At 68.3% G+C, this 25,463-nt stretch carries 21 protein-coding genes and 2 pseudogenes; 9 read left to right on the top strand and 14 right to left on the bottom strand.

Translation table 11 applies throughout. The annotated features are described in order from the left end of the window. Positions 1 to 71: 71 nt before the first annotated feature. Both ACHMW8_RS10850 and ACHMW8_RS10845 read right to left on the bottom strand, forming a co-directional pair. The gene (locus ACHMW8_RS10850) at positions 72 to 2,342 is read right to left on the bottom strand and encodes a TonB-dependent receptor (RefSeq protein ID WP_395445553.1); all 2,271 of its coding nucleotides are present in this window, start codon (positions 2,340 to 2,342) and stop codon (positions 72 to 74) included. A 226-nt stretch (positions 2,343 to 2,568) separates the two neighbouring features. Further along, a complete protein-coding gene (locus ACHMW8_RS10845) occupies positions 2,569 to 2,970 on the bottom strand; it encodes a BA14K family protein (protein ID WP_395445552.1) in 402 nt (133 codons plus the stop codon). 65 nt (positions 2,971 to 3,035) lie between these two features. Between ACHMW8_RS10845 and ACHMW8_RS10840 the strand changes: the two genes are divergently transcribed. The 6 genes from ACHMW8_RS10840 to ACHMW8_RS10815 all read left to right on the top strand — a co-directional run bounded on the left by ACHMW8_RS10840 (position 3,036) and on the right by ACHMW8_RS10815 (position 9,814). Next, positions 3,036 to 3,224 (top strand): hypothetical protein, encoded by a 189-nt coding sequence (locus ACHMW8_RS10840; RefSeq protein WP_395445551.1) that lies wholly within the window; start codon positions 3,036 to 3,038, stop codon positions 3,222 to 3,224. A 211-nt stretch (positions 3,225 to 3,435) separates the two neighbouring features. Continuing rightward, complete coding sequence (locus ACHMW8_RS10835) at positions 3,436 to 4,866, top strand: efflux transporter outer membrane subunit (protein WP_395445550.1); 1,431 nt, start codon at positions 3,436 to 3,438, stop codon at positions 4,864 to 4,866. A gap of 9 nt (positions 4,867 to 4,875) precedes the next feature. Continuing rightward, on the top strand, positions 4,876 to 6,189 hold the full coding sequence (locus tag ACHMW8_RS10830) for an efflux RND transporter periplasmic adaptor subunit (RefSeq protein WP_395445549.1): 1,314 nt from the start codon (positions 4,876 to 4,878) through the stop codon (positions 6,187 to 6,189). Beyond that, the gene (locus tag ACHMW8_RS10825) at positions 6,186 to 6,902 is read left to right on the top strand and encodes an ABC transporter ATP-binding protein (protein WP_395445548.1); all 717 of its coding nucleotides are present in this window, start codon (positions 6,186 to 6,188) and stop codon (positions 6,900 to 6,902) included. Before ACHMW8_RS10830 ends, ACHMW8_RS10825 begins: the two co-directional genes overlap by 4 nt. Beyond that, the gene (locus tag ACHMW8_RS10820; protein ID WP_395445547.1) at positions 6,899 to 8,119 is read left to right on the top strand and encodes an ABC transporter permease; all 1,221 of its coding nucleotides are present in this window, start codon (positions 6,899 to 6,901) and stop codon (positions 8,117 to 8,119) included. Before ACHMW8_RS10825 ends, ACHMW8_RS10820 begins: the two co-directional genes overlap by 4 nt. A 222-nt stretch (positions 8,120 to 8,341) precedes the next feature. Further along, on the top strand, positions 8,342 to 9,814 hold the full coding sequence (locus ACHMW8_RS10815; RefSeq protein WP_395445546.1) for a hypothetical protein: 1,473 nt from the start codon (positions 8,342 to 8,344) through the stop codon (positions 9,812 to 9,814). Positions 9,815 to 9,828: 14 nt separating this feature from the next. Here ACHMW8_RS10815 and ACHMW8_RS10810 read toward each other — a convergent pair whose 3' ends face one another. Further along, complete coding sequence (locus ACHMW8_RS10810) at positions 9,829 to 12,414, bottom strand: glycosyl hydrolase 115 family protein (protein WP_395445545.1); 2,586 nt, start codon at positions 12,412 to 12,414, stop codon at positions 9,829 to 9,831. Between the two features lie 301 nt (positions 12,415 to 12,715). Between ACHMW8_RS10810 and ACHMW8_RS10805 the strand changes: the two are divergent. From ACHMW8_RS10805 to ACHMW8_RS10795, 3 genes and pseudogenes are all read left to right on the top strand, one after another. Further along, positions 12,716 to 13,321, top strand: a pseudogene (locus tag ACHMW8_RS10805) (NAD(P)/FAD-dependent oxidoreductase); the annotation flags it as partial. Then, positions 13,218 to 14,174, top strand: coding sequence for an NAD(P)/FAD-dependent oxidoreductase (locus tag ACHMW8_RS10800; protein ID WP_395445544.1), 957 nt, complete (start codon positions 13,218 to 13,220; stop codon positions 14,172 to 14,174). The pseudogene ACHMW8_RS10805 and the gene ACHMW8_RS10800, both read left to right, overlap by 104 nt. A gap of 19 nt (positions 14,175 to 14,193) precedes the next feature. Next, complete coding sequence (locus ACHMW8_RS10795; protein ID WP_125156770.1) at positions 14,194 to 14,802, top strand: hemerythrin domain-containing protein; 609 nt, start codon at positions 14,194 to 14,196, stop codon at positions 14,800 to 14,802. A 95-nt stretch (positions 14,803 to 14,897) separates the two neighbouring features. Here the strand turns inward: ACHMW8_RS10795 and ACHMW8_RS10790 are convergent, their stop codons facing one another. The 11 genes and pseudogenes from ACHMW8_RS10790 to ACHMW8_RS10740 form a co-directional block, all read right to left on the bottom strand. Further along, positions 14,898 to 15,812 (bottom strand): amidohydrolase family protein, encoded by a 915-nt coding sequence (locus ACHMW8_RS10790; protein ID WP_395445543.1) that lies wholly within the window; start codon positions 15,810 to 15,812, stop codon positions 14,898 to 14,900. Further along, a complete protein-coding gene (locus ACHMW8_RS10785; protein WP_395445542.1) occupies positions 15,812 to 17,539 on the bottom strand; it encodes an HpcH/HpaI aldolase/citrate lyase family protein in 1,728 nt (575 codons plus the stop codon). The genes ACHMW8_RS10790 and ACHMW8_RS10785 overlap by 1 nt, the downstream gene beginning before the upstream one ends. 26 nt (positions 17,540 to 17,565) lie before the next feature. Beyond that, complete coding sequence (locus ACHMW8_RS10780) at positions 17,566 to 18,012, bottom strand: nuclear transport factor 2 family protein (protein WP_125156774.1); 447 nt, start codon at positions 18,010 to 18,012, stop codon at positions 17,566 to 17,568. Positions 18,013 to 18,035: 23 nt separating this feature from the next. Further along, the gene (locus tag ACHMW8_RS10775; protein WP_395445541.1) at positions 18,036 to 19,364 is read right to left on the bottom strand and encodes an MFS transporter; all 1,329 of its coding nucleotides are present in this window, start codon (positions 19,362 to 19,364) and stop codon (positions 18,036 to 18,038) included. A 124-nt stretch (positions 19,365 to 19,488) separates the two neighbouring features. Next, positions 19,489 to 20,337: an amidohydrolase family protein gene (locus ACHMW8_RS10770; RefSeq protein WP_395445540.1), complete on the bottom strand. Its 849-nt coding sequence runs from the start codon at positions 20,335 to 20,337 to the stop codon at positions 19,489 to 19,491. Positions 20,338 to 20,339: 2 nt separating this feature from the next. Then, on the bottom strand, positions 20,340 to 21,077 hold the full coding sequence (locus tag ACHMW8_RS10765; RefSeq protein ID WP_395445539.1) for an SDR family oxidoreductase: 738 nt from the start codon (positions 21,075 to 21,077) through the stop codon (positions 20,340 to 20,342). A gap of 21 nt (positions 21,078 to 21,098) precedes the next feature. Continuing rightward, positions 21,099 to 22,034, bottom strand: a complete 936-nt coding sequence (locus ACHMW8_RS10760) for a 3-keto-5-aminohexanoate cleavage protein (protein ID WP_395445538.1) — start codon at positions 22,032 to 22,034, stop codon at positions 21,099 to 21,101. A gap of 18 nt (positions 22,035 to 22,052) precedes the next feature. Continuing rightward, positions 22,053 to 22,505 carry an aldehyde dehydrogenase family protein gene (locus ACHMW8_RS10755; RefSeq protein ID WP_395445946.1) on the bottom strand — a complete coding sequence of 151 codons (453 nt, stop codon included), beginning with the start codon at positions 22,503 to 22,505 and terminating at the stop codon, positions 22,053 to 22,055. Positions 22,506 to 22,596: 91 nt separating this feature from the next. Next, positions 22,597 to 23,514, bottom strand: a pseudogene (locus ACHMW8_RS10750) (aldehyde dehydrogenase family protein); the annotation flags it as partial. Positions 23,515 to 23,549: 35 nt separating this feature from the next. Beyond that, a complete protein-coding gene (locus tag ACHMW8_RS10745) occupies positions 23,550 to 24,542 on the bottom strand; it encodes a helix-turn-helix domain-containing protein (protein WP_125156779.1) in 993 nt (330 codons plus the stop codon). 197 nt (positions 24,543 to 24,739) lie between these two features. Continuing rightward, positions 24,740 to 25,228 (bottom strand): GntR family transcriptional regulator, encoded by a 489-nt coding sequence (locus tag ACHMW8_RS10740; protein ID WP_395445537.1) that lies wholly within the window; start codon positions 25,226 to 25,228, stop codon positions 24,740 to 24,742. Positions 25,229 to 25,463 lie beyond the last annotated feature (235 nt).

Below are 25,463 nucleotides of genomic sequence, written 5' to 3'. Positions count from 1 at the left end.
AACGCGGGGCCGCGGAAAGGTCGAGAGGGTGAAGGCGCCCATGAGGATCGCCTTCACCCCCACGGCCACGCTCAGAAGTCGTAGCCGACGCGAACGCCGAACGTCCGAGGCCGCAGGATCGCGTAGCGGCTGTAGACGAAGGCCTCGGGGTGGATGTAGGTCGTCGCCCGGCTGTTGCCGAGGTTCTCGCCGTAGAGCATCACGTTGATGTTGTCCTTGCGGATCCCGGTCTGCAGGTTGACGTAGGTGTAGGCGTCGGTGCTGTCGTACAGCGGGCTCTTCACGCCCGCCTTGCCCGGCGTGTTCGGAAACCCGTTCGGGAACGAGCCCACGTGCTGGACCTGGACGCTCGTGAAGCCCCGCGCCCCATTCTTGAGCGTATAGGCGTATGTGCCAAACAGCGTCCCCTGAACGTGGGGCGAGGCCAGGCGCGCGCCGTCCACGGCGCCGGAGATCACCGCCTCCTGCGCCGTCAGCTCGGTCACCTTGGCGTTGTTCAGGGCGCCGTTGACGCCGATCGTCCAGCCGGGAGCCGGAACGAAGCTGACCTCGGCCTCGAAGCCCTTGCTGATCGCTCGGCCGACATTGGTCGCGAACTGCACCGAGTCCGACTGGCGGTTGGCCTGGACCTGGATGTTCTTCCAGTCGATCAGGTAGGCGGCCATGTTCGCCGTCAGGCGGCCGTCCAGCCACCGGCCCTTCGCGCCGACCTCGTAGTTGACGAGGTTGTCAGACCCCGCGCCCGCCGGGATGACGAGATCCGTGGGGGTGACGGTGCTGACGCTTCCGGCCCGGCTGTTGTAGACGGGCGTCCGATAGCCGGTGGAGATCGTGGCGTAGGTCGTCAGCGCACGCGAGGGCTTGTAGCTCAGGCTGGCCTTCCACGACGCCTTCGACGCCGACGGGTATTTGGTGTGCGCCGCCGCGCTCGGCGTCAGGGCCAGCGGCCCCGAAATCCCGACCAGGGCGTAGGTGAAGTAGGCGGTGTTGAAGCCCGGCTTGGTGTCGACCGCGCCGCCGTACTTGCCGTAGCGGACGCCCCCGGTGGCCGACAGCTTGTCGGTCAGGTGGTAGGTCAGCTCGCCAAAGCCGGCCAGTTCATAGGTCTTGGTGTCGCTGCCGAACGCGGCGAAGGTCGTACCTGGCAGTCCGGTGATCTTGCGCGCGCTCAGATACGCGGCGCTGGAGCGGTCCTCGCCGTTCAGGTCGGTGTCGCGATGCAGGTAGAAGCCGCCCGCCACCCAATCGACCTTGCCGCTGGTGGTCGAGGCCAGGCGTGTTTCCTGGACGAAGGTCTTCGAGGTGAAGCTGTCGAACAGATAGAACGGCACCGCCAGGTTGAAGGTGCCGGCCAGGTCGACGTTGAACAGGCTGTCGGCGACCGAGTAGGTCGATGAACTGGTCAGGCGCGCGCCGTCGAATTGGTACTCCAGCGTGCCGTTGTAGATCTGGGTCTTCGACGTGTACTGATCATTGATGGTGCTGTAGCGCTTGCGGTCGCCCAGCGACGGCGTGGTCAGCGAGGCGTCATTGGGGTCGCTGTCCTCGTAGGAGGCCAGCAGCCGCACGCTCAGCCGGTCATTGGGCTTGTAGAGCAGGATCGCCCGACCGCCCCAGTCCTTCAGGGAATTCGAGTTCTTCTCGCCCGTGCCGGTGTTGTCGACGAAGCCATCCTCGTCCCGGTAGAAGCCGACGACGCGCAGACCCAGCTTGTCCTTGACCAGGGGGACATTGACCATGGCGTTGTAGCGTTGGCGCCAGCTTTTGGCGTCCCCGGTATAGCCGATGTCGGCCTGGACCGTAGCGTCATAGCCCGTCGTATCGGGGCTCTTGGTCAGGACGCGCAGCGCGCCCGACAGCGAGCCCGAGCCGAACAGCGTGCCTTGCGGGCCGCGCAGGAACTCGACGCGCTCCACGTCGTACAGGCTGGGATCGAGCGTGACGGTGTTGCCGATCGTGCTGAGCGGCAGCTCGTCCAGATATATGGTGGTGGTGGTCTGCAGGCCCGCGCCCCAACCGTTCGTCGAGATCCCGCGGACGGTGAAGCGGGCGTTGTTGTCGCTGGCCCGGTTCAACACCACGCCCGGCGTCTCCCGCGCGACGCCTTCGAAACTGACGACGCCCTTTTGCGTCAGCTCGCTCTGGGAAAAGGCGGTGATGCTGAGCGGCACGTCCTGGAGACGTTCGCTGCGGCGGGTCGCGGTGACGACGACCTCCTCCACGCTGCTTACCGTGTTGCTGACGGCTTTGGCGTCGGTGGACGCGGCGCTGGTTTGCGCGACGGCGGACGTCGCCGCGGCCATGAGCGCGAGCAGCGACGCCGAATAGACTAGACGGCTCATTCTTCCCTCCCTGTCGCCGCCGCGCCTTGATGACGCCGTTCGACGAACGCCGCGACCATCGCATCGGCGTGCTTGGAGAGTCAATATTGACTGACACGTTAGTCAGTATTTGAGCGACGTCGCATGCCACGCCCCCGAAAGCTGGACCGGTTTGAGCGGAAATCTCCGCGTTGCGAGGCCTGGGCCGCGGCGCGAGGAATGGATCGCTTCGAGGGGCGCGGATCCGTTACTCGCAGTAGCGACGCAGACCATCATACCCCAGGTAGGTGCCGCTGCGTGGGTCGAAGGATCTGTATTTGCGAGCGCAGTAGGCGATCCAGTCCGGGTCGCTCAGGCGCGGCTTGACCCGCTCCTTTTCCTGTTGGGAGCCGGCGATCGCCGCGCCGAGGGCGAAGCCCAGCAGGCCGGCGATGATGGCTTCGTCATGATCATCACGACGATCGCCATGGCGACGCAGGTAGTCTTGGCGGTAGTCCCACTGGCGTTGGCTCCAGCCGGAAGGAGGCGGACGCCGCTCGAAGCGATGCGGATCATGCGAGGGGCGATGGGGCGCCTGCGCGAGCGCGGCGACCGGACCTTGCATCGCAAGAGCGAGGGCCAAGGCGCCCGTGAGAAGAACTTTCCGCATTTCGAGTCTCCCATAGGTCGAACAGAATTGGCGACGGGTTCGACGGCCATGGGCGCCCGCCAAGGGTGATCGCCCGTGACGGCCGGCTACAAATCTCGGAACTGGAGCACGACCCGAAGCTGTCCCCTCGGCGGCGCGGCGAGCGGCTGCGCGCTGGCGAGAGCGGCTGCGACCAGAACGCGTATCAGCATGAAGACGACCTTTCGAGCCAGACGCCGCTGAAACCTGTCATGGACGCGGCGCCAGCGAATTGACGCGCCTCAACATGCCGATCGAGCCGAACCCTCGTGGCCTTGGCGGGATCGTCATGGGGTCTGTCCGGGAGGCGAGGGCCACGGACCAAGACGGGCCGCCGAAAAGTCAATGCGATACTGACCGATTTACGCTTGAGCTGCGTCAAGGTGAGGGGCGCGAAAACCGCCCCGATAAGGCTCCCTTGCGGTCGCACGAGGCTAGGAAGACCGATTGACCCGCTTGCTGTCCATGCGGTTGGCGATCATCGGCGCCGCCGCCGCCTTGTTGGCCGGCTGCGCCACGGGCCCCGACTACCACGCGCCGACGCTTGCCGCGCTGAAGGTGCCCGAGCAATTCACGACCGGGACGCGAGAGACCTCCGCCGACGCCGACCTGGCCCGCTGGTGGCGGGCCTTCGACGACTCGATCCTGACGACCCTGGTTGAGCGGGGGCTGGCCACCAACCTCGATATCGACGAGGCGGGGTCGCGGGTTCGGGCGGCGCGCGCCGATCTTCGCGCGGCGCGGGGCGCTCTGCTGCCCAGCCTGGACGCCTTCGGCTCGGGAACCCGCCAAGTCGGCGAACGCACATCGGGTCAGACCTCCGGCCGCGCCAGCTACCAGATCGGCTTCGACGCCGCCTACGAGACCGACATCTTCGGCGGCGGACGCCGTTCGGTCGAGGCCGCCCGCGCCACGGCCGAGGGGACGCGCGCCAACCTGCGGGCGGTCCAGCTCACCGTCGCCGCCGAGATCGCGCTGAACTATCTCGACGCCCGCGAGGCCCAAGCCCGGCTGCGCATCGCCCGCGATACGCTTTCCAGCCTGGACGAGACCGTGGAAATCACCGGCTGGCGGCTGAAGGCGGGCCTGGTGGGGTCGCTCGACCTGGAGCAGGCGCGCCAGCTCCGCGCCCAGACCGCGGCGAGCGTCCCGGCGATCGAGACGACCTACGCCGGCGCGGCCAACCGGCTAGCGGTGCTGCTGGGCGAAGCGCCAGGCGCGGTGAACGGCTTGCTCGAACCTGCCGCCGAGCCGCCGACCGCGCCCGTCGTCCAACCCGCCGCGATTCCCGCCGACGTGGTCCGGCGGCGTCCGGACGTGGCGCTGGCCGAACGCACCCTGGCGGCGGAGACCGCCCGCATCGGCGTCCAGACGGCCCAGCTCTATCCGGCGCTTGTACTGAGCGGGACCTTCTCCGGCTCGGGCGGTTCGCTGTCGACCGCCGCCGGCGACATGGCCGGCAGCTTGGTCGGCGGGATCACCGCCCCGATCTTCCACGGCGGCCAGATCCGCGCCGCCGTGGAGGCTCAGCGGGCCAGTGCGGCCAGCGCTTTGGCCGCCTATCGCGCCAGCGTCCTCACCGCGCTGGAGGAGGCCGAGAACGCCCTCGTCTCGGTGTCCTCCGCGGATCGTCGTGAACAGGCCTTGGTCGCCGCCGAGGCGGCCGCCCGCAACGCCGTCGACATCGCCCGCGTCCAGTATCGTTCGGGCCGGACCGACTTTCAGGCGCTGCTGGAATCCGAGCGCACCCTGCTGTCCAGCCAGGACAGCCTGGCCTCGGCGCGCGTCGCCCGGGCCGCCGCGGCGGTGCAGCTCTACAAGGCCCTGGGCGGCGGCTGGCAGGCCGCGCCCGCCCCCTCCAGCGTCGCCGCTCCCTAGAGAATCCAGATGGACCAGACATCAGCCTCCACGTCCGACACCCGCGCCAAGATCGACGCGTTTCTGGGCGTGAAACCTGGCGCGCATCGACGTTGGCCGCTGGTGATCGCCGTCCTGGTCGTCGGCGTGGCGCTGGCGCTGCTGATCTGGTTCCTGCTGCGCGGCGCGGGCGACGAGCCCCGCTACGCCACCTCTCCGGTCGAGCGCGGCGATCTTCGGGTGACCGTCTCGGCCACCGGCAACCTCGCGCCCACCAACAAGGTGGAGGTCGGCTCCGAGCTCTCCGGCATCGTCAGCGCGGTCTATGTCGACAACAACGACCGCGTAACCAAGGGCCAGATCCTGGCCCGACTGGACACTTCGCGCCTGGAGGACACGGTCCGCGAAAGCGAAGCCGCCCTGGCTTCGGCGGAGGCCAGCGTCGCCCAGGCCCAGGCCACCCTGACCGAGGCGCGGGCAAGTCTGACCCGCATGGAAGAGGTCTATCGTCTATCCAGCGGCAAGGCGCCCTCCGCCACCGAACTGGACGTCGCGCGCGCCGAGCAGGCCCGAGCCGCGGCCAACCTTCGCGCCGCCCAGGCCGCGGTGGGCCAGGCTCGGGCGAACCTGTCGTCAAACCGCACCCAGCTTTCCAAGGCCACGATCCGCTCGCCGGTGAACGGCGTGGTGCTGTCACGAGACGTGGAGCCGGGTTCGACCGTAGCCGCGACGCTGAACGCGCCCGTGCTGTTCACCCTGGCCGAGGATCTTTCGAAGATGCAGCTGGAGGTGAAGGTTGACGAGGCCGACGTGGGTCAGGTGAAGGACGGCCAGAAGGCCACCTTCCAGGTCGACGCCTATCCCGGCCGGACGTTCAACGCCGTGGTCAAGCGCCTGGACCTCGGCTCCACGACAACCACGAGCTCCAGCGGTTCAGGTCAGGTGGTCGCCTATACGGCGGTGTTGACGGCCGACAATCCCGATCTTGCGCTCCGTCCCGGCATGACCGGCACAGCCGCCATCGTGGCGACGGAGAAGTCCAATGTGCTGCTGGTCCCGAACGCGGCGCTCAGGTTCGCGCCCGACGCGGCCGCCGCCCGGAGTACGAGCGGGGCGACCGGCATGCTGATCCAGAGGATGCCGCGCTCGCAGGGACAGACCGCCGACGTCGCGATCGGGCGGGGCAGCCGCCAGACCGTCTATGTCTTGCGGGACGACGGCGAACTACGACCGATTCCGGTCCAGGCCGGCGACAGCAACGGTAGCCAGACCGAGGTCGCCGGCGACGCGCTGAAGGTCGGGATGAAGGTCGTCACCGGCCAGCTCGCCGGGGCGGCGCGATGACCGCCGAGCCGCTGATCTCGCTGCGCGGGATCACCAAGACCTTCGGCGACGGCGCGGCGGCGTTCCAGGCGCTGAAGGGCATCGATCTCGACGTCCAGGTCGGCGACTTCGTGGCGGTGATGGGACCGTCGGGCTCCGGGAAGTCCACGATGATGAACATCCTGGGCTGCCTCGATACGCCCACCGGCGGCGAATACGTCTTCAAGGGCGTCCATGTGGAACAGCTCGATCGGGACGAGCGGGCCCTGCTGCGGCGGCGCTATCTGGGCTTCATCTTCCAGGGCTACAACCTGCTCGCGCGAACCAGCGCGCTGGAGAATGTCGAGTTGCCGCTGCTTTATCGCGGCGAACCGAAACGGACCCGGCGGGAGATCGCCATGGAGGCCCTTCGGAAGGTCGGGCTGGCGGATTGGTCGCACCACATGCCCGCCGAACTCTCCGGCGGCCAGCAGCAGCGCGTCGCCATCGCCAGGGCCATCGTCACCCAGCCCGAAGTGCTGCTCGCCGACGAGCCCACCGGAAACCTCGACACCGAGCGCTCGCTCGAGATCATGCGGCTGCTCGAACAGTTCAACGATGAGGCCGGGATCACCATCCTGATGGTGACGCACGAACCGGACATGGCGACCTTCGCCCGCACCACCGTGAAGTTCCGCGACGGTCTGGTCGAGGCTATCGAGGTCGGCCAACGCCAGGACGGAGCCGCGCCATGAACGCCGTCCTGATCACCACCTTCGCCCTGGCGCTCCGGGAGATCCGCCGGCACCTGATGCGGTCGTTTCTCACCGTGCTCGGCATCGTCATTGGCGTGGGCTCCGTGGTCACGATGGTGACGCTCGGCAACGGCACCACCGCCGCCGTCCAGCAGCAGATCTCAAGCCTGGGCGCCAACATCCTGCAGATCCGGCCCGGCCAGGGGTTTGGGCGCGGCGGCGGCGGCGGTTCGCAGCCGCAGCCCTTCGAGGCCGACGATATCGAGGCGCTCAGGCAACAGGTGGCCGGCCTGGCGTCGGTCGCTCCCCTGGTCCAGTCGTCGGGCCTGGCGGTCCGCAACGCCGCCAACTGGTCGACCACCATCTATGGCACCAGCAACGACTACCTGAAGGCGCAGTCCTGGAGCGTGGACGCGGGGCGAACCTTCACTGCGGCCGAGGAACAGGCGGGCAAGACGGTGTGCCTGATCGGCTCCACGGTCCGGCGCAACCTGTTCCGCGACGAGAACCCGGTCGGCGCCTCCATCCGCATCCGCGACCTTTCGTGCCAGGTGGTTGGCGCGCTGGCGGCGCGCGGCTCCAGCATGGGCCCCATGGACCAGGACGACGTGGTGATCATGCCGGTGAAGGCCGCGCAACGCCGGATCACGGGCAACCAGCACGTCAGCATGATCATGGTCTCGGTGGACCCGGCCTACGACTCCAAGACCGTTCAGGCCTCGATCAAGTCGCTGCTGCGCGAGCGCCGCCACCTGCAGCCGGCCGACGCCGATGACTTCAACATCTTCGACACCCAGCAGATCTCGGAGACCCTGCGGAGCACGACCCAGATGCTGACCGGCCTTTTGGGCGCCGTTGCCGCGGTCAGCCTGCTGGTGGGCGGGATCGGGATCATGAACATCATGCTGGTGTCGGTGACCGAGCGCACGCGCGAGATCGGCGTCCGGCTGGCCATCGGCGCGCTCGGGCGCGAGGTGCTTCTGCAGTTCCTGGTGGAGGCCGTGGTGCTGTCCAGCCTGGGCGGCCTGCTGGGCCTGACGCTGGCCCTATGCGCCAGCCTGATCCTCGCGCCCGTGTTGAATGTGCCGTACATCTTCGACCCGACCATCAACACGGTGGCCTTCGTCTTCTCGGCCCTGATCGGCGTGCTGTTCGGCTACTTCCCCGCCCGCCGGGCCGCGCGGCTCAATCCAATGGACGCGCTTCGTCACGAATAGCCGGACGGATGGACCGGACTGAAACTGGACCGCCCCCGGGTTTGCCGCAGGCCTGGTGTCGAAGGTCTAAGATGGATGGCTCGCCAAGCTTGAAAGAAGACGCCCTTCGCGAGTTGGCGGCGAGCGGGAACCGCGCGGGTCCTGCTGGTCCAAGCCGCCGAGGACCCCATCGCGCCCTCCGACAACGCCGCCAAGCTGCGTCAGGACATCGGCCAGCGCCTGATGCTGGTGAACCTCCGCCACGCAAGCCATGCCATCCTGCCCGGACAGCCCAGGGCGGCGCCCGTCCCATTGGCCTTGTCTCGCCACATTGTCGTCGCTTCGAGCTTTACCATGGCTCCCGCCGCGCATCTTCGGAGGAGCGCTGAAAAGGGGGAGACCATGGCGTCGCGTTTCATCGGCGGATATGCCGGCTTGTTGGCGGCGTCCTTGTTGCTGCTGTCGGCCAACGGCGCGGCGGCGCGGTCGCGGTTGGACACCGGGCTGGCCATGGCGGCCTTCGAGCATGCCCAGTCCCTCTGCGAGGCTGATCAAGGGCGGGCGTGGGGCGTCAGCCTCTGCGGTCCGATCATCATCGCCGATCCCGCGACGCGAGAGTTTATCGCCAACATGGATGGCGCGGATGCGCCGCTCGAGCGGGATGGCGAGGTCTTCAAGGGCCGTCTTCCCGACACCGTGCCGATCGCCAATACCGCGGCGCGCTGGAACGGCCGCGTCTGGACCATGCTTATCGCGCCCGTGCCGAAGGATGAGCCCGCGCTTTCCATCCTGCTGATGCATGAGGCCTGGCATCGCATCCAGGACCAGATCGGGTTGGCCGCGGTCAACGCCGACCAGCCCCAACTGGCGACCGAGGCGGGGAGGCTATCGCTGCGCCTAGAACTCCGCGCCCTGTCGGCGGCGCTCGCCGCGACCGATCCGACCGAGCGGCGCGTGGCCATCGGGGACGCTCTGACCTTCCGCGCCTGGCGGAACGCCCGGTTCCCAGAGTCGGCGACGGCCGAAGACGCCATGGAGCGGCACGAGGGCCTCGCCGAATACTCCGGACGCATTCTGTCGCGCGACGATGCGATGATCCGACATCTGACGGACCACCTGGGCCGCGGCGACAGGGTTCGCGAATACGCGCGATCCTTCGCCTACTACACCGGACCAGCCTACGGTGTTTTGCTGGACGCGGCGTCGCCGGACTGGAAGGCGACATGGGACCGGCGTGAGGGCTTGTCCCAAATGCTATCCAAGACCCTGGGCCTGACGGTCACATCCGACGACGAGGCGTTCGCGGCGAGCGGTCGGCGCTACGGGGCGGCGACGGTCCGGGCCGAGGAAGCCGCCAGGGCGCTTGAACAGTCGGCCCGCATCGCTGCCCTGAGGGCCGGTCTGGTGGAAGGTTCCGTGCTGGTCGCGCCTGTTTCCGGCGCGAATTTCAGCTTCGATCCCAACACGGTGACGCCCTTGCCGCCGGAGGGAGCCGTTTATGGCGTCATTCGCGCCGCGGCGGACTGGGGTGTGCTCGACGTCGAGAAGGCAGCTCTTCTTTCGCGCGATTGGTCGCGTCTGTCGGTGGCGCACAACGGCGCCGTTCCCACGAAAGACGGTCTTAAAGGCGACGGCTGGACGCTGACGCTCAAACCAGACTGGGCTCTGACGCCAGGACCGCGCGATGGCGACTGGACGATCCGGCGGCGGCCCTGAGGCCGATTTCCCGATCAGTTCATATCGACGACAACCTCCTCCAGCACCGCGTTGTCGTCCAGGCGCCAGACCTTCACCACGTGCGCGCCCGCAGCGACGTCCGGGAACGACGCCTCGACCGTGTGGACGTGGTCCTTGACCGCTGCCACCCAGGCGACCTGCTGGGGCGTCGCGGCCGCGCCGGGGGTCGGGACCAGATCGGACGTCACCACCTGCACGGGGCCATCGTCGAGCGAGACGCCGATGCGGATCCCCTTGCCGCCCGTCGCGTCCAAGGTCGGGGCCAAGCGCAGCCGGACCTTGGCCGGACCCGCGCGCGGAACGGTCACCGCGTAGTCCAGGCGAACCCTGTCGCGGATCTCCGTCGCGGGCCGGCCTTGCGGCAGGGCGAGCACGGCGTCGCCATGGCCAAGGTTCGACAGCACCGTCCAGGTCAGGCCTTGGCCCCCCACGGCGCGGTCGAACTTGGCGGCCTCGATCGTGACGCGGTTCGGATCGCTGGCGGCCGAGCGTGCGAAGACGACCTTGGCCGCCAGCTTTTCCGGCGGGGTGTCCGCCGACACGCGGGCGACGCTGGGCATGGTCTGCTGGGTCGGATCGTTCCAGATCACATAGCTCATGTGGACCTGGTTCATCATGCCGTCCCACTTGCCTCCATTCAGCGCGTGGTACTGGGCGGTCAGGTCGGCGTCGCGCTTGAAGGCGGCCTCGACCTTGTCGGCGAAGACGTTGGCGCGGGCGTCGTTGCGCGCCGACAGCCGCCGGTTCCAGGCCGTGGCGTAGTACATCTCGTAGAGGTTGGCGAAGGCCGTCACCGGATATTCGACCAGTTGGAAATAGGCGTCCTGCTGGTCGGGCCGCAGCCGCGCCTTGATGGCCGCCACCTTGGCCGACAGCGCCCGCCAGCGGTCGACGATGTCGCCGAATTCCCCACCGTCCAGCGGCCCCGCGCCATTGTCCGGTCCCAGCGGGAACGTGTCCTGGTCGATCAGCTCGGGCTTCCTGCGCGCGGCGAGGGTCGAATAGGTCTCCAGAACCTCGCCGATCTCGCCGCCGAGCGCCGGACCAAAGGCCTCGCCGGCCCACTCACGCGGGAAGGCCGCCAGGGCCTTGGGCGTCATCGCCTCGGGATTCCAGGCCATGCGCAGGAAGAAGCTGAGCGGATACTCCATGGGCTTGATGTCGCCGACATTGACGATCCAAAGGTTCCGCGCCTGGCGCTTGTAGGCCAGATCCATCTGCTGCCAGACCTTGGCGACCTGGTTGGTGTTGATCCACTTGTAGTTCCGCGGCCCGCCGACGTAGTCGAAGTGGTAGTAGACGCCGTAGCCGCCGGCGCGCGGCAGCTTGTCCTTGCCGGCCACCGGCAGGCGCCGGATCTGGCCCCAGTTGTCGTCGGAAAACAGCAGGGTCACGTCGTCGGGGACGCGCATGCCGTGGTCGTAATAGTCCTGGACCTCCTTGTAGAGCGCCCAGACCTGCGGCGTCTGGTCGGCCGGCTTGCCGGTCACGTCGGCGATGATCTGGCGCTGGTCGGCGACGACCTTCTCCAGGAGCTGGGTCGCCGCGCCCTCGGCCATCGGCTCGTCGCCGTCGCCGCGCATGCCCACCGTCACCAGGCTCTCATAAGGCTTGCCGTCGCCCTTCGACATCATCCGCTCGATGCCGCCGCGCCAGAAGGTCCGCAGGTTGTCGCCGTTGGTCGCGTAGTCCCATCGGCCGCCGGTCACGCCCTTGTCGGTGTTGCGATGCCATTCGCTCTGGGCCCGGGTCATCGGCTCGTGGTGCGAGCTGCCCATGACCACGCCCATCTCGTCCGCCAGCGCCTTGTTGCGCGGATCGTCGTCATTGAACGCCTTGGGCGCCCACATGGCCGGCCACAGGTAGTTGCCCTTCAGGCGCAGGGTCAGCTCGAAGACGTGAGCATAGAGATCGGCGTTGATCCCGCCGAACGTCTTCTTGGCCCAGCCGCTGAAGGCCGGGTCCTCGTCGTTGATGAAGAAGCCGCGATACCGGACGCGCGGATGGTCGGCCCGCGCGCCGGCGGTCAGGAAGAGGTCGGTCTTGCGCGCGACCGGCACGTCGGCCCACCAGGCCCAGGGCGACACGCCGATGCGATCGGACAGGTCATAGGTCCCGAACACCGCTCCACGCCGGTCGGCCCCGATGATGACCAGAGCGCGCGGCACGTTGGCGACGGGCCGCTCGACCACCACCTGCCGAAAGCCTTCCCACTGGCCGGCCAGGTCCTCGACCTTCAGCTTGCCGCTCTTGACCAAGCCGTCGATGACGGGACTGGCGCCCAGCACGCCGATGATCACGATCGGGCCGCGCGCCTGGGAGAGGTCCGATACCTTGGCCGCCTCGCCGCCGCTGACGCGCGCCAGGTCGCCGCGCAGACCCTCGGCGGCGTGGCGCACCGCCGGATCGGCCGCCGCGTCGACATAGACCGCCGCCGGCGCGCCCCTGCGGATCAAAGCCAGGCTGGACAACTTGCCCGTGGCGCAGACACTGACAGGCGTGTCGCACGCGAACGCGGCCGGAGCCGACAGAAGAACGAGCGCGCACGCCACCGGCGTCAGAAACTTGTCGTGGGTCACGCTTCCTCCAGGCTCGGCGCTTGGATTGGCCGATCATCTGACCAATTGGCCACAAGGTCAGACCATAGCCAAGCCATCGCCGCGCACAAGGGCTTGGCCGCGGCCGCGCTCGGGCGCACGGCTCCCCTTAGCGGGGGCTAACCTTCGACATGAGCGGCCGCCAGCGTCGCCTCGAACTCCCGGACGCGCGCACCCATCGCTAACAGTGTTGGTGTCGAGGCGATGCTAGAGCGGATTGACCTCCCCCTTGGGAACCGCAATCGGCCTCAAGAGCTAAGCCTCCGCTCCAAGAGAGGCCCTGATGACCGGAACCACGATCAAACGCGACCTCCGGACCGGCCGATCGCTTTGGGCGGACAGTCCTGGGTTGGGTGTGCCAGTGCGTCCGCTGACCGCCGCGATCAGCGTCGACGTCGCCATCGTCGGGGCCGGCGTCAGCGGGGCCTTCATGGCCCATGAACTGTCGAAGGATCATGCGGTCGCGGTGCTCGACCGTCGGCCGCCGCTGATGGGTTCCACCTTGGCGTCGACGGCGTTGCTGCAATGGGAGATCGATCTTCCGCTGACGGCGCTCGCCAAGAAGATTGGCGCGGCGAACGCCAGGCGAGCCTATCTCAGGTCGCGCCAGGCCGTGGACGCCCTGAAGCGCATCGTGGCCGAGGAACGGATCGTCTGTGGACTGAAGGACAAGACGTCGCTCTATCTGGCGGGCGACGAATACGGCCATCGCGCGCTTGAAGCCGAGGCCGAGGCCCGCGCCGAGATCGGGCTGGATAGTCGGTACTTGGACGCCGCGGCGTTGCGTGAGCGGTTCGGCGTGGAGCGGACTGGCGCCATCCTCTCCAGCGGTTCGGCCAGCGGCGATCCGGCTCGGCTGGCGGCGGCGCTGCTACGACGCGCCCAGGCGCGCGGCGCGCGGGGTCTGGTCGCCCGTCGAGGTGCTGAAGGCCGTCAGCGATCCGGATGGAGTGACCCTGCTGACCGACACCGATCATGTGGTCCGGGCCAGATCGCTGGTGTTCTGCTGCGGATACGAGTTTCCAAAGGGCGTCCCGACGCCGGGGGCGGAGATCATCTCGACCTGGGCGATGGCGTCCAAGCCGCGCCAGCGCTGTCCCGCCTGGCTGAGGAGCACGCTGGTCTGGGAGGCGTCCGATCCGTACCTCTATCTGCGCATGGGCGGCGACGGTCGCCTGATCGTCGGCGGCGAGGACGAGGCGTCGGCGGTCGCGCACGAGGATAAGGCCAAGCTGAAGCGCAAGCGCGAGGTCATCACCGCCAAGCTGCGGCGGCTGTTGCCCGATGTCGCGTTCGAGACCGACTACGGTTGGGCCGGGGCCTTTGGCGAGAGCGCCACCGGCCTTCCCAACATCGGGCCCGTCATGGGCATGGATCACACCTGGGCCGTCATGGGGTTCGGCGGCAACGGCATCACCTATTCGGTCATCGCTTCGCAGATCGTCGCGGCGGAGGTGCGAGGCAAAACCGACCCCGGACGCCGATCTCTACAGACCGGCCAAAAGCGACGCTGGCGCCGCATGACCCCGCGAGCGGCTGGGCCGACCCAGCGCTTGATCTCCCGCCTGAGCACACGGTCCGCGTCAGATCCCGATGCCGGGCCGTGGTGCGTAGCGAGTCACTCAGGAGGGATCGCCGCGACTGAATTCCGAAGTCAGCCGCAGCGCAGCTTTCGCGGAAGTCATGCGTTTCCTGGGGCGAGCCCGTTGAGCCGCCGCGCCTGCGGCATGCCCCGTTCATAGCGCGACTTCAGGAGCATCCATGACCAGACCCGCGAGCCAAGCAAAGCAGACAGCGGCAAAGGCCGCGGCGGTCGCGCAGGCGCGCTCTGTCGCTCCGAAGGTGCCGGTTCGGATTGGCTCGACGCCGGCCACGAAGTTTCGCGGTAATCCCGCGATTTTCGGCCGACTTGTCGAGGACCACGATAAGCATCGCGCTCTGTTGGCGATGATCGACGCCACCAGCCCGAACGATCCCGCGCGAAAGACCCTGTTTGAAGAATTTGTTCGAGACGTTCACGGCCACGCCGCGGCCGAGGAGCAAGCGCTGTGGTCCACCGTCATGCGCAACCCCGAGACGACCGAGTTCGCGCGGCACGCGGTGGGCGACCATCACAAGTTGGACAAGCTGATGGCGGACGCCGCTGCCCGAGACATCTCGTCGCCCGGCTGGCTCACCCATTTCGCGGCTCTCAAGGAAGAATATCTCGAACACATCCTCGAAGAAGAGACCGAGCAGTTCGTTGAAGCCGAGAAGACGCTATCCGAGCAGGATCAGCGCTACATGCAGAAGGTGTTCAACCGCAGGAAGAAAGCCGAAAAGGCGGCTGCCGTGATCGAGAAGAAAATCGCGCTAAAGCCTATCGCTTAACGTCGTCGCGGCGTCAGAAGGCGCCGTTGCTTCTCTTCCGGCAGCCACACATCCGCGTCCGCTAGCCGCCAGTCCAGTTTCGGAGCGTCGACGGTCTAAAGGCTGTAAAGACGGGCCGCGTTGTCGTGCAGGACGTTGCGACGCTCGTCCGGGCTCAGAAAATCGGCCGCCTCCCGGGCCATCCGCGTCTTCTCGGCATAGGTCCAGCGCATGCTCTGGCCGATATCCGAGCCCCATACCAGGCGGTCGGGGCCGAAGCTGTCGACCATGCGCCGCACGATCCGGGCGGCGCGCACGTCCGCGGCGACGCAGCGCTCGAAATTGATCTCGGTGATCTTGAAGTGGACGTTCGGCACGTCCTCGAAGATCTTGATCGTACGATCGATGCCGAAGTCCGGCGCTGGCGGCATGACCACCGTCTCGCCCGCCTCCTCCGCCAGCTTGACCTCGTACTGGGTCATGCCGAACGGCATGGCGCCGTGGTCGAGCAGGATCGGCAGATCCGGAAACTGCCTGGCGATGATCCTCACCAGCGGCAGCAGATAGGGCAGCTGGTTCATGAACATGATCATGGTCATCGGCGTGCCGAGATCGGCGCAGGTCTTCCAGACCTCCATGGCCGCCGGCGAGCTCATCCAGGCGGTGTCCAGCAGCCAGGGCCGCGCGTTGGCCATCCGGAAGCCTCGGCAGTGATGGTCGCGGACCATCTCGCGATACAGCGCCGGGGTCTGAGGGTCCTGGGTGTCCAGGATGACGACGGGATGTAGCCGCCCGGGATGCTCGTGCGCGGCGTCCAGGATGTAGCTGTTGTCGTAGCCGTAGACGTGGCCACGCTGGACCAGACAAGCGCGTTCCACGTGGTGCGCGTCCATCATGCCGATCAGGGCGTCGACCGTGACGCTGTAGTTCGGACGGTCTGGGACCGGCAGGTCAGGCGTGAACGGCCGGGCCTGGTAGCGGGTCCAGTCGTCGGCGATCAGATGGGCGTGGGTGTCGAAAAGCTTGTCCATCAGGCCTGACCGTCGAAAGCCTTGCGGGCGGCCAAGGCGCCCTGCCGCAACAGGCCCTGGTCCGAGGACACCAGGAAGCCGGTCACGCCCGCTTCGCCCAGGCGCGCGATGTCGGGATCGGCGCCCGAGCCGACATGGGCGATCAGCGGGATGTTGTGGAGCCGCGCCGCCTCGGTGATCCGCGCCACCGCGGCGGCGATCGTAGGGTCGCTGACGTTCGGCGCGCCCAGTCGGGCCGACAGGTCGCCGCGTCCGATGAAAGCCGCCGTCAGTCCCTCGACCGTGAAGATCTCGTCCAGCTGATCGATGGCCTCTGGATCCTCGATCATGGCGATGATCGACGTCGAGGCGTCGGCATTGGCCATGTGGTCGGCGAAGCCTCGCGCCCCATATTTCCCCGCACGCGGCGAGTTGGAAAAGCCTCGCGCGCCGCCATGATAGCGGCAGGCCGAGATGATCTCGCGAAGCTTGGCGGCGCTGGTCACGTGTGGCGTCAGCACGCCGGCCGCGCCGCAGTCCAGGGCTTGCAGCAGGTGATGCTCGTCGCTGGACGCGACGCGGACCACGCTGGGGATCCCGGCCGCGCGGGCGGCCAGCATCATCAGGTCGATGTCGCCGGCGGAGAATGGCGCGTGCTCGGCGTCCACCACCACGAAGTCGAAGCCGGCCCCGCCGAGGATCTCGGTCGCATGGCCGGTGGCGGTCTTCAGGAACGTGCCCAGCAGCCGCTCACGCCCCTCCAGCCGCCGGCGGAAACGTCGCTGGATTTCACTGTGCGGATGCATCAGGCCTCCGCCCCAGAAGCAGAAGCGGCCGGCGCGGGATAGTCGTCGGCGTTCAGCACCCACCCGGCCATGTCCGAGAAGTCCTTGCGCGGCGGGCTGAAGATGTCGACCAGCAGGTTGCCCATGCCCGGCGCGACCGAGGCGGAGGTGTGGATCGCCCGGGCCGGGATCACCGCGATCGACGGCGCCGGACAGGTCACGTGCTCGTCGTCGCGCCAGTCCGACAGCTTCGCGGTCCAGGGCCAGCGGAGGTGGTGGACGAAGCTGCCGCCCATTGCCAGCGACCCTTGCTCGAAGTCGTCGTGGAAGTGCGGCGACAGCTTGTTGGGATCGCGCGGCGCGGCCGGCTCGAACACGTTGATCATGAAGGTCGTGCAGCGCCAGATCCGACCGAAACGCCCCCTCCTGGGCGGGCACGTTCAGCGAATACTTGCGAACCTTGAAGCCGCCCGGCGGGTCGGGCCAGCGAACCAGCGGCGGGATGTGCGGCGCGCCCGCGGCGTAGGTTTCCGCGTTCGAGCAGAGGGCCGCCAGGTCCTCGGAAGCCGTGGTGAACAGCCGCACGATTTCGCCGCCCTCGGGCAGTTCAATGCGGCTGTCGCCCGGCGGGATGAAGGCGATGTGTTCACCCGTCACCTCGACCGTCTCACCGCCGGCCTTGATCAGCGCCCAGGGCTCCGGCGACTCGATCAGCAGGACGTACTCGTCGGCCTGGCCCCTACGCTCCAGCATCGCGCCCGGCTTGGCCAGGGTGTAGGCGACGATGAAGTTGGCCCCGCGCGTCAGCCAGGTGCGGCCGGTCTCGTCGTCGATCTGCGGCGGGCTCTCGCCGAACAGGGCGTAGGACGAGGCGCCGAAGCCGTCGGTGGTGGTCGGGGTGGCGGCGGCCGTCGCGGTCGCCAGCTTCGAGCGGGGGTCCGCGTCGGCGTACATGGTTGACATCTGTCGGCCTCTCTTCTGGACGCTAATCAGAGCTTCGGGTTGGTGATGGGCGTGTCGCCCTCGAACCAGTGCTCGAACCGGCGGTAGGTGCAGAGCCAGCGGTCGCCGACGCGCTGGTATTTGTCGGTGGCCATCGAGATCGAGATCGGCGGCGCGCTGGGCAGGATCTTCTCGCCGTTGGCGGCGTACAGGAAGAGATAGCAGCTGCTCTCGGCCGTATCCTCGCCGGTGAACCAGGCGCGAAAATTGGTGAAGCTGTGCACGGCCAGACGCGGCCCCTGGGCGATGCGCCAGTCGTAAAAGGCCTGGATCTTCTCCTTGCCCTCGTAGGAGGCCTTCTGGCCGTGGAAGACGGCGTCGTCGGTGTAGTAGCTGTGGGCCTCGCGGCCGCCGTTGGTGTCGATTTCGTGCCAGTAGTCGGCCAGTTGTTGCTGCAGCTCGAAGGTCAGTTCGGCAAGCTTGGGATCGTACATCTATCGGGTCCTTAAGAAAGGTCTCAGCCGACCGTATTGGTCGCGCCGGCGGCGTCTTGCTCGACAGGGCTCTGTTGCTTGCCCGCCGCCTCGGCGGCGGGGTCGTCGCCCAGGCTGTGCAGTTCGCGGCCGACCGTCTCGGGCAGCAGCAGGGTGGTCAGGAACGAGCCGGTCATGGCCAGGATCGCCAGCGCCGCCATGGCCACGCTCAGCGGCAGGGTCTTGGCCAGAAGCGCCACGCCGGTGATCAGCAGCGCGCTGCCGCCGCGGCCCAGGTTGTAGGCGAAGGCCTGGCCGGTCGCGCGCACCTCGGTCGGGAAAAGTTCGGTGAAGTACGGCCCGAACGAAGCGTAGATGCCGAACTGGAAGAAGCCGTAGACGAAGCCGGCCGGGATCAGGAACGCGGCGGAGTCGCCGACCGGGGCGAACAGATAGATCGCCGCCGACAGGATGAAGCCGGCGCCGAACAGGCGGAAGGCGCCGCGACGTCCGATCCTGTCGGAGATGTAGGCGTTGACCAGGAAGCCGAAGAAACCTCCGGCGCTGTTGATCATCACGCAGGTCCCGGCCAGGGAGACGCTCATGTGGCGCTCCAGAGTGAGGAAGCTGGTCAGGTAGGCGCTGATGGCGAAGGCCGCGCCCTGCGTGCCCAGCGACAGCAGCGAGGCCAGGAAGGTGGTGCGCAGGACGCGCTTGCCGAAGATGTCGGCGATCATCGGCCTGCGGCCGGTTTCGGCGGCGCGCTGCTGGGCGGCGCGGTAGATCTCGGGATCGTCGGAGCCCCGACGGACGAAGAACACCAGCAGCGCCGGCAGCAGGCCGATCCAGAACACCGCCCGCCAGCCGATGTCGGCCGGGAACATCGCCGCGAACGGGCCAGCCAGCAGGGCTGCGATCCCCGAGCCGATCGCCGCGCCGCTGTGCACGACGCCCAGCGCCTTGCCCCGGTGCTTGGCGGAGATCATCTCGCCCAGCAGCACGGCCCCGACCGCCCACTCGGCCCCGAAGCCGATCCCCTGCAGGATCCGCGCGGCGAACAGCTGCTCGTAGTTCTGCGCGAAGCCCGAGACGAACGAGAAGAACGAGAACCACAGGATGGTCAGCTGCAGGATGCGGGCCCGGCCGAACCGGTCGCTGAGCCAGCCGCCCAGCCAGCCGCCGATGGCGGCGGCGACATAGTTGGCGCTGGCGATGTAGCTGGCTTCGGTCAGGGTCATCCCGAAGGCGACCACCAGGACCGGGATCATGTACTGGAAGACCAGACCGTCGGCGCTGTCCATCGCCCAGCCGGCGCCGCACGTCCAGAAGACGCGCCGGGTCTTGCGGTCCGCCTCGCGGTACCAGGCCATCATGGGCGTTCCATCCTATGCTCCGCGCGGGAGGTCCCGCGTCTCTTGTTGGTCCGGACCGTATCCGATCCAGGGTATCGTGCGAGCGCCCGGGGACTTGTCCCGGCGGGCGCCGAAATTTGCCGTCTCAGGCGAAGTAGAAGCGCAGCGCCGCATCCGACAGCGCGCGCCGCGTGGCCGGGTCCGGCGCCCAGGCCCGAAGCTGCGCCAGGGCGCGGTCGTAGGTCATGCAGCCCTCGTAGCCGACGAACGGCGCGTCGCTGCCCCAGAGCAGGCGCTCGGGCCCGACCCGGGTCATCAGCTCGGCGGCGGCGGCCTGAGCGATGGCTTCGGCGCGCGGCAGGTCGGGGTCGCGCCAGGCGTCGGGTCCGCCAAGCCGAAAGCCGGCGGCCAGCTTGATCCAGACCTTGCCGCGCTGCACGGCGTCGATGGCCGACTGGAAGCCCGGACAGGCAATGCCCTTTTCGGGCTCGGGATGGGCGAAGTGGTCCAGCACCAGCTTCACGCCCGAGGCCTCCAGCGCCGCCAGGGTCGGCTGCATCCGCTCGCCCTCGATGGCCACGTGGACGTGCCAGTCGAGATCGCGCACGCGGCGCAGCAGCAGGCGGTGAGCCTCGTCGGCGAAGTCCGGCAGCACGGCCTTGCGGACCAGCTGGAAGCGGATCCCGACCACGCCATCGTCGCGCATCCGGCGCAGCACATGGGGGTCGGTGTCCGGCGCGACGATCGCGGTCGCGCGAAGCCGCGGGCTCAGCTTGGCGGCCGCGATTGTGTACTCGTTGTAGGTCCCGGAGATGCTCAGGCCCGACAAGACGCCGAAATGGACGCCCTGACGGTCCAGCTCGGCCAGATAGTCCTGAGGCGTGTAGTCGTAGGTCGGAGCGTTCCAGGCGTCCGCGATCAGCGGCAGATCCCGCGTGAAGACGTGCGCGTGGCAGTCGACGATGGGCGCGCCAAGGTCAGAGGGGACCACCACGGTCAGCGCGCGCCCGCGACTTCGATAGTGGCGGCGGCCACGTACGACGCCGCGTCCGACACCAGGAACATCACGGCGGCGGCCACTTCCTCGGGCGTGCCCTCGCGCTTCATCGGCAGGGAGTCGCGGATCGCCTCCAGGCGGCCGGGCGCGTGGATCTCGGTGGCGATCGGGCCCGGCGAGACGCAGTTGACGCGGATTCCCTCGCCCGCCACCTCGCGAGCCAGGCCGAGATTGAGGCTGTCGACCCCGCCCTTCGAGGCGGCGTACCAAAGGTGCTGGTTCGGCGAGCCCAGCGTCGCGGCGCGCGAGGACAGAAGGACGATCGAGCCGCCCTGCCCGCCCAGTCGCGTCGACATCCGCTTGACCGCCTCCCGGCAGCTGATCAGCGCGCCGGTCAGGTTGACGGCGATGACCTGGGCCAGGGTGTCGTCGGTCTGATCGGCCAGCAGGCCGACGCCGCCGGTGATGCCGCCGTTGTAGACCAGGGCCGAGAGCCGGCCATGTTGATCCGCCGCCTCGAACATCCGCGCCACATCGGCCGGGACACCCGTGTCGGCCTGCACGGCCGCGGCCCGGCCGCCCGCCGCCTGGATCGCCTCGACCACGCCCCGCGCCCTATCGGCCTGGCCGACATAGGTCAGCAGCACGAAATAGCCTTCCGCCGCCGCCGAACGGGCGATCGCCTCGCCGATCCCGCGGCTGCCGCCCGTCACCAGAAAGACGCCCTTGTCCGTCATGATCTCGTTCCTTCCGGTGTTCTAGAAGCCGACCGCGTCGCCGCCCTTGAGGTCCAGCATCTGGCGGGCCTCGTCGGGCTTGGCGACATCCAGGCCCAAGGCCTCGATGATGGTGCGGATCTTGGTGACCTGCTCGGCGTTGGATTTGGCCAGCTCGCCGCGGCCGATATAGAGGCTGTCCTCCAGCCCGACCCGAACGTTGCCGCCCAGGAGCGCGCTCTGGGTGCAGAACGGCATCTGGTGACGGCCGGCGGCGAAGGCGGAGAACACGTAGTCGTCGCCGAACAGGCTGTCGGCCACCGTGACCATGTGGCCCAGGTTGCGCACGTCCGGCCCGATGCCGCCCAGGATGCCGAACACGCCCTGGATCAGGAACGGCGGCTTGATCAGCCCGCGCTCGGCGAAATGCGCGAGCGTGTAGAGATGGCCGATGTCGTAGCACTCGAACTCGAACCGCGTGCCGAGACCCTGGCCGATCTCGCGCATGATGCGCTCGATATAGACATTGTCGTTGTACATGATCCGGCCGCGCGAGGTTTCGACGTACTCGCGCTCCCAAGGATGCCGCCAGGTCTCGACGCGCGCGCCGGCGCCGCTGAAGTCGAAGATCAGCGGGCCCATGTTCAGCGAGCAGACCTCGGGCTTGAAGGCGAAGGCCGCCTCCAGCCGCGCGTCCAGGGTCATGGTCGAGCTGCCGCCGGTCGAGATGTTGATCACCGCGTCGGTGGCCTGCTTGATCCGCGGCAGGAAGGCGCCGAAGTGCTCCGCCGACGGGCTGGGACGGCCGTCGATCGGATCCCGCGCGTGCAGGTGCAGGATCGAGGCGCCGGCCGCCGCGGCCTCGATGGCCGCGTCGGCGATCTGAGTCGGCGTGATCGGTAGGTGCGGCGACATCGACGGCGTGTGAATCGAGCCGGTCGGCGCGCAGGTGATGATGATCTTCTTGTTCTGACGCATCGTCGACGCTCCCCCGACCTACAGGCCAGCCTGGCACAGATACTTGTAGTTCAGATACTCGCTGAGGCCGTGGTGCGAGCCCTCGCGGCCGATCCCGGACGACTTGACGCCGCCGAACGGCGCGGCGGCCGTCGAGATCAGGCCGGTGTTGATCCCGACCATGCCGGTCTCCAGGTCGCGCCCGGCGCGGGCGATGGTCTCCGGCCGGGTCGAGCAGACATAGGCCGCCAGACCGAAGGGCGTGTCGTTGGCCCGGGCGATCGCCTGGTCGTAGGTCCGGAACGGGATCACCCCCGCCAGCGGACCGAAGGTCTCTTCACGGGTCAGCAGGGCGTCGCTGGCGACGTCGGCCACCAGGGTCGGAGGCGAGAGCAAGCCGCCGTCGGCCTTGCCGCCCGTGACCAGGCGCGCGCCGCCGGCCATCGCCTCGTCGAGGTGGCGTTCGACCTTCTCGACCGCCCGGGCGCTGATCAGCGGCCCGATATCGGTGGCCGGGTTCGAGGCCGTCGCCGACCTTCATCGCCTCGATCCGGGCCTGGAAGGCCGCCAGGAAGGCGTCGTAGATCCCGCGCTGGACGTAGATCCTGTTGGCCGCGATGCAGCTCTGGCCGCCGTTGCGGAACTTGGCGACCATGGCCGTCTCGACGGCCGCGTCGAGGTCGGCGTCGTCGAAGACCAGCAGCGGCGCGTTGCCGCCCAGCTCCAGCGACAGGCGCTTGATAGTCGGGGCCGAGGCCGCCATCAGCTTGGCCCCCACGGGCGTGGAGCCGGTGAAAGTGATCTTCCGCACCACGCTCGAGGCGGTGACGATGTCGCCGAACAGGGCCGGGGCGCTGACCAGCACGCTGAGCACGCCCGGCGGAATCCCCGCTTCCTCGGCCAGGGCGGCCAGGGCCAGAGCCGTCAGCGGCGTCTCGCTGGCCGGCTTGCAGACCATCGTGCAGCCCGCCGCGAGGGCCGGCGCGATCTTGCGCGTCAGCATGGCCATCGGGAAGTTCCACGGCGTGATCGCCGCGCACACCCCGACCGGCTCGCGCTCGGCCATCAGCCGACGGCCTGGGGCGTTGGGCGGGAGGATCTCGCCGAGGATGCCGGCGGCCATGTCGGCATAGACCTCGATGAAGCTGGAGCCATAGGCGACCTCGGCCCGAGCCTCCTTCAGGGGCTTGCCGTTCTCCAGGGTGATCAGGCGGGCCAGGTCCTCCTTGTCGCGCTCGATCAGCTCCAGCCAGCGGCGCAGCAGCAGGCCGCGGTCGCGGTTCAGGGTCCGCGACCAGGTCGCGAACGCCGTCTGCGCCGCCGCGATGGCGGTCCGGATCTCTGGCTCGCCCACCGAGGTCACCTCGGCCAGGGTCTCGCCGGAGAATGGATCGGTCACCGCGACCGTCTCGCCGCCCTCCCCGCTCCGCCATGCGCCCGCGTAATAGGCTTGCGAGCGGAGCAGCTCCGGTCGCGCAAGAGACGCCCGGCGGGCTTCCATCGTGGTCAAGCTCAACCCCATGTCTGTACGTTGCATCAGGCGGCGCGACGCGTCCGCGCGCCGAAGGCCCCGCCTTCTTCCTCCAGCTTCAGCCGCCGGTATTCGCGCGGCGGCAGGCCGAAGCGATCCCGGAAGGTGCGGGTGAAGTGCGGGGCGCTGTTGAAGCCCCAGCCGAAGGCGATCTCGGTCATCGAATGGCCGCGCCAGGCCGGATCGGCGATCTGACGGGCGCATTGCTCCAGCCGCCGGCGCAGGATGTAGGCCGACACCGTCTCGTTCTCGCTGGCGAAGATCATCCGCAGGTAACGCGTCGAGAGCTTTGTGCCGGCCGCCACGGCGCAGGGCGTCAGCTCGGGATCGCGCAGGTGGTGCTCGATATAGAGCTTCACCGCGGCGCAACGGCCGCTAACCACCGACGAGCGGGCGTTGGAGGTGTCGAAAGCCAGGGCGTAGGCCGTGGCGACGATGTCGAGCAACTGGCGCGCGACGCGGTCCTGGTAGTGCAGCGACAGGCCCGCCTCCAGGCGGCCGAACAGGTTCAGCGCCATGGCGGCGGCCGCAGCGGTCAGCCCCTCGTCGGCGCGCAGGGCGCGTCCGCAGAACCCTTCGGGCGACGGCAGATGCTCCTTGAGGGTCGAGGCCGCGACCTTGAGGATCAAGGTCTCGACATCGCCGGAAAAGCGGATCTTCAGCGGCGCGGCGCTGTCGCAGAGGACAAAGTCCCCCTCGCCCAGGGTCGCGGTGTTGCCGTAGTGGCTGACCTCGGCCTCGCCGCGCACCTGCAGCATCAGCAGATAGGTCGAGGCGGTCTTGTGGGCGATCTGGGCGGCGCCGCGCTCGATTGTGGTGCGGCCGCAGGTCAGCCGCGCGATGTGCAACGGTCCCAGGTCGCTGCCGGCCAGCTCGGCCATGAAGGCGTCGGGCTTGGCCGGCTTGAAATCCATGGCCTCGATCTGGCTGGCGAACAGGCCCGTCCAGCCGCCAGGCGCGGCGCGCCCCGTCAGATCATTGGTGTTGAAGACGTTCATTCGGCGCCTCCCCTAGCCGGGAGCGTGCCCTCCCTCACCTCTTTCCTATATCATATAGGAAATATGAGAAGCGCTATTTCGCTGTTGTCGCCTTCACGCGTTTTTTGTGCCGCTACAGGCATGTGCGACGGCGCCGGACACCTTCTCGGCCGCCGGTCAACGCGCTGATCTATCGGGATTTTAGATGTGTTCGGGCGCTACTCGTCCGCGAACGGCACCACGCGGGCATACGAGCGCTGGATGTGTTCGCGCATCGCCTTCTCGGCCGCGTCGGCATCGCGAGCCGTCAGGGCCGCGATCAGATCCGCGTGCTCGTTCACCGCCTCGGTCGTCACCTCGCTGTGGAAGCGCAGACGGAAGATGTGCAGGTGCGAGTGCAGCCGCGACAGGGTCTCGCGGATGATCGGATTGCCGCTGCCGGTCGCTATCAGGTCGTGCAGCTCCGAATCCTGGTCGGCGAACTTGTCATAGGACTGGCGCGACTCGCCCGGTGTCATGGCGTCGGCCAGGGCGACCAGTTCGGCCATCGCCTGGTCGTCCATCTGCTCGGCGGCGCGACGGGCGGCGAAGGGCTCGATCAGCAGGCGCGCCTCGTAGAGCTGGTCCAGCTGACGGCGGTTCAGCTGAGGCGCGCTGCAGTAGCCGACGAAGTGGCGCTTGGTGACCAGGCCGATGGCTTCCAGCATGCTGAGCGCCTCGCGGATCGGCGTCTGGGAGACGCCCAGGCGCCGGCGCCAGGCTGTCGATCGAGATCCGCGTGTCCGGCGGGATGGCCAGCGACATGATGTCGGCGCGGATGACCTCGAAGACCTCCTCGACATAGCCCGGGGCGCGCTTGATGCGGCCCCGCCCCGCCTCGGTCCGGTCCAGCACGTCGCCTTCGGGCGCCCCCGCGTCACCTTGCCGGACAGAAGATCGGCG

It is taken from the genome of Caulobacter sp. UC70_42 (assembly GCF_044056025.1).
Lineage (GTDB): Bacteria > Pseudomonadota > Alphaproteobacteria > Caulobacterales > Caulobacteraceae > Caulobacter.
This window is presented reverse-complemented; position numbering and strand designations above follow the sequence as displayed.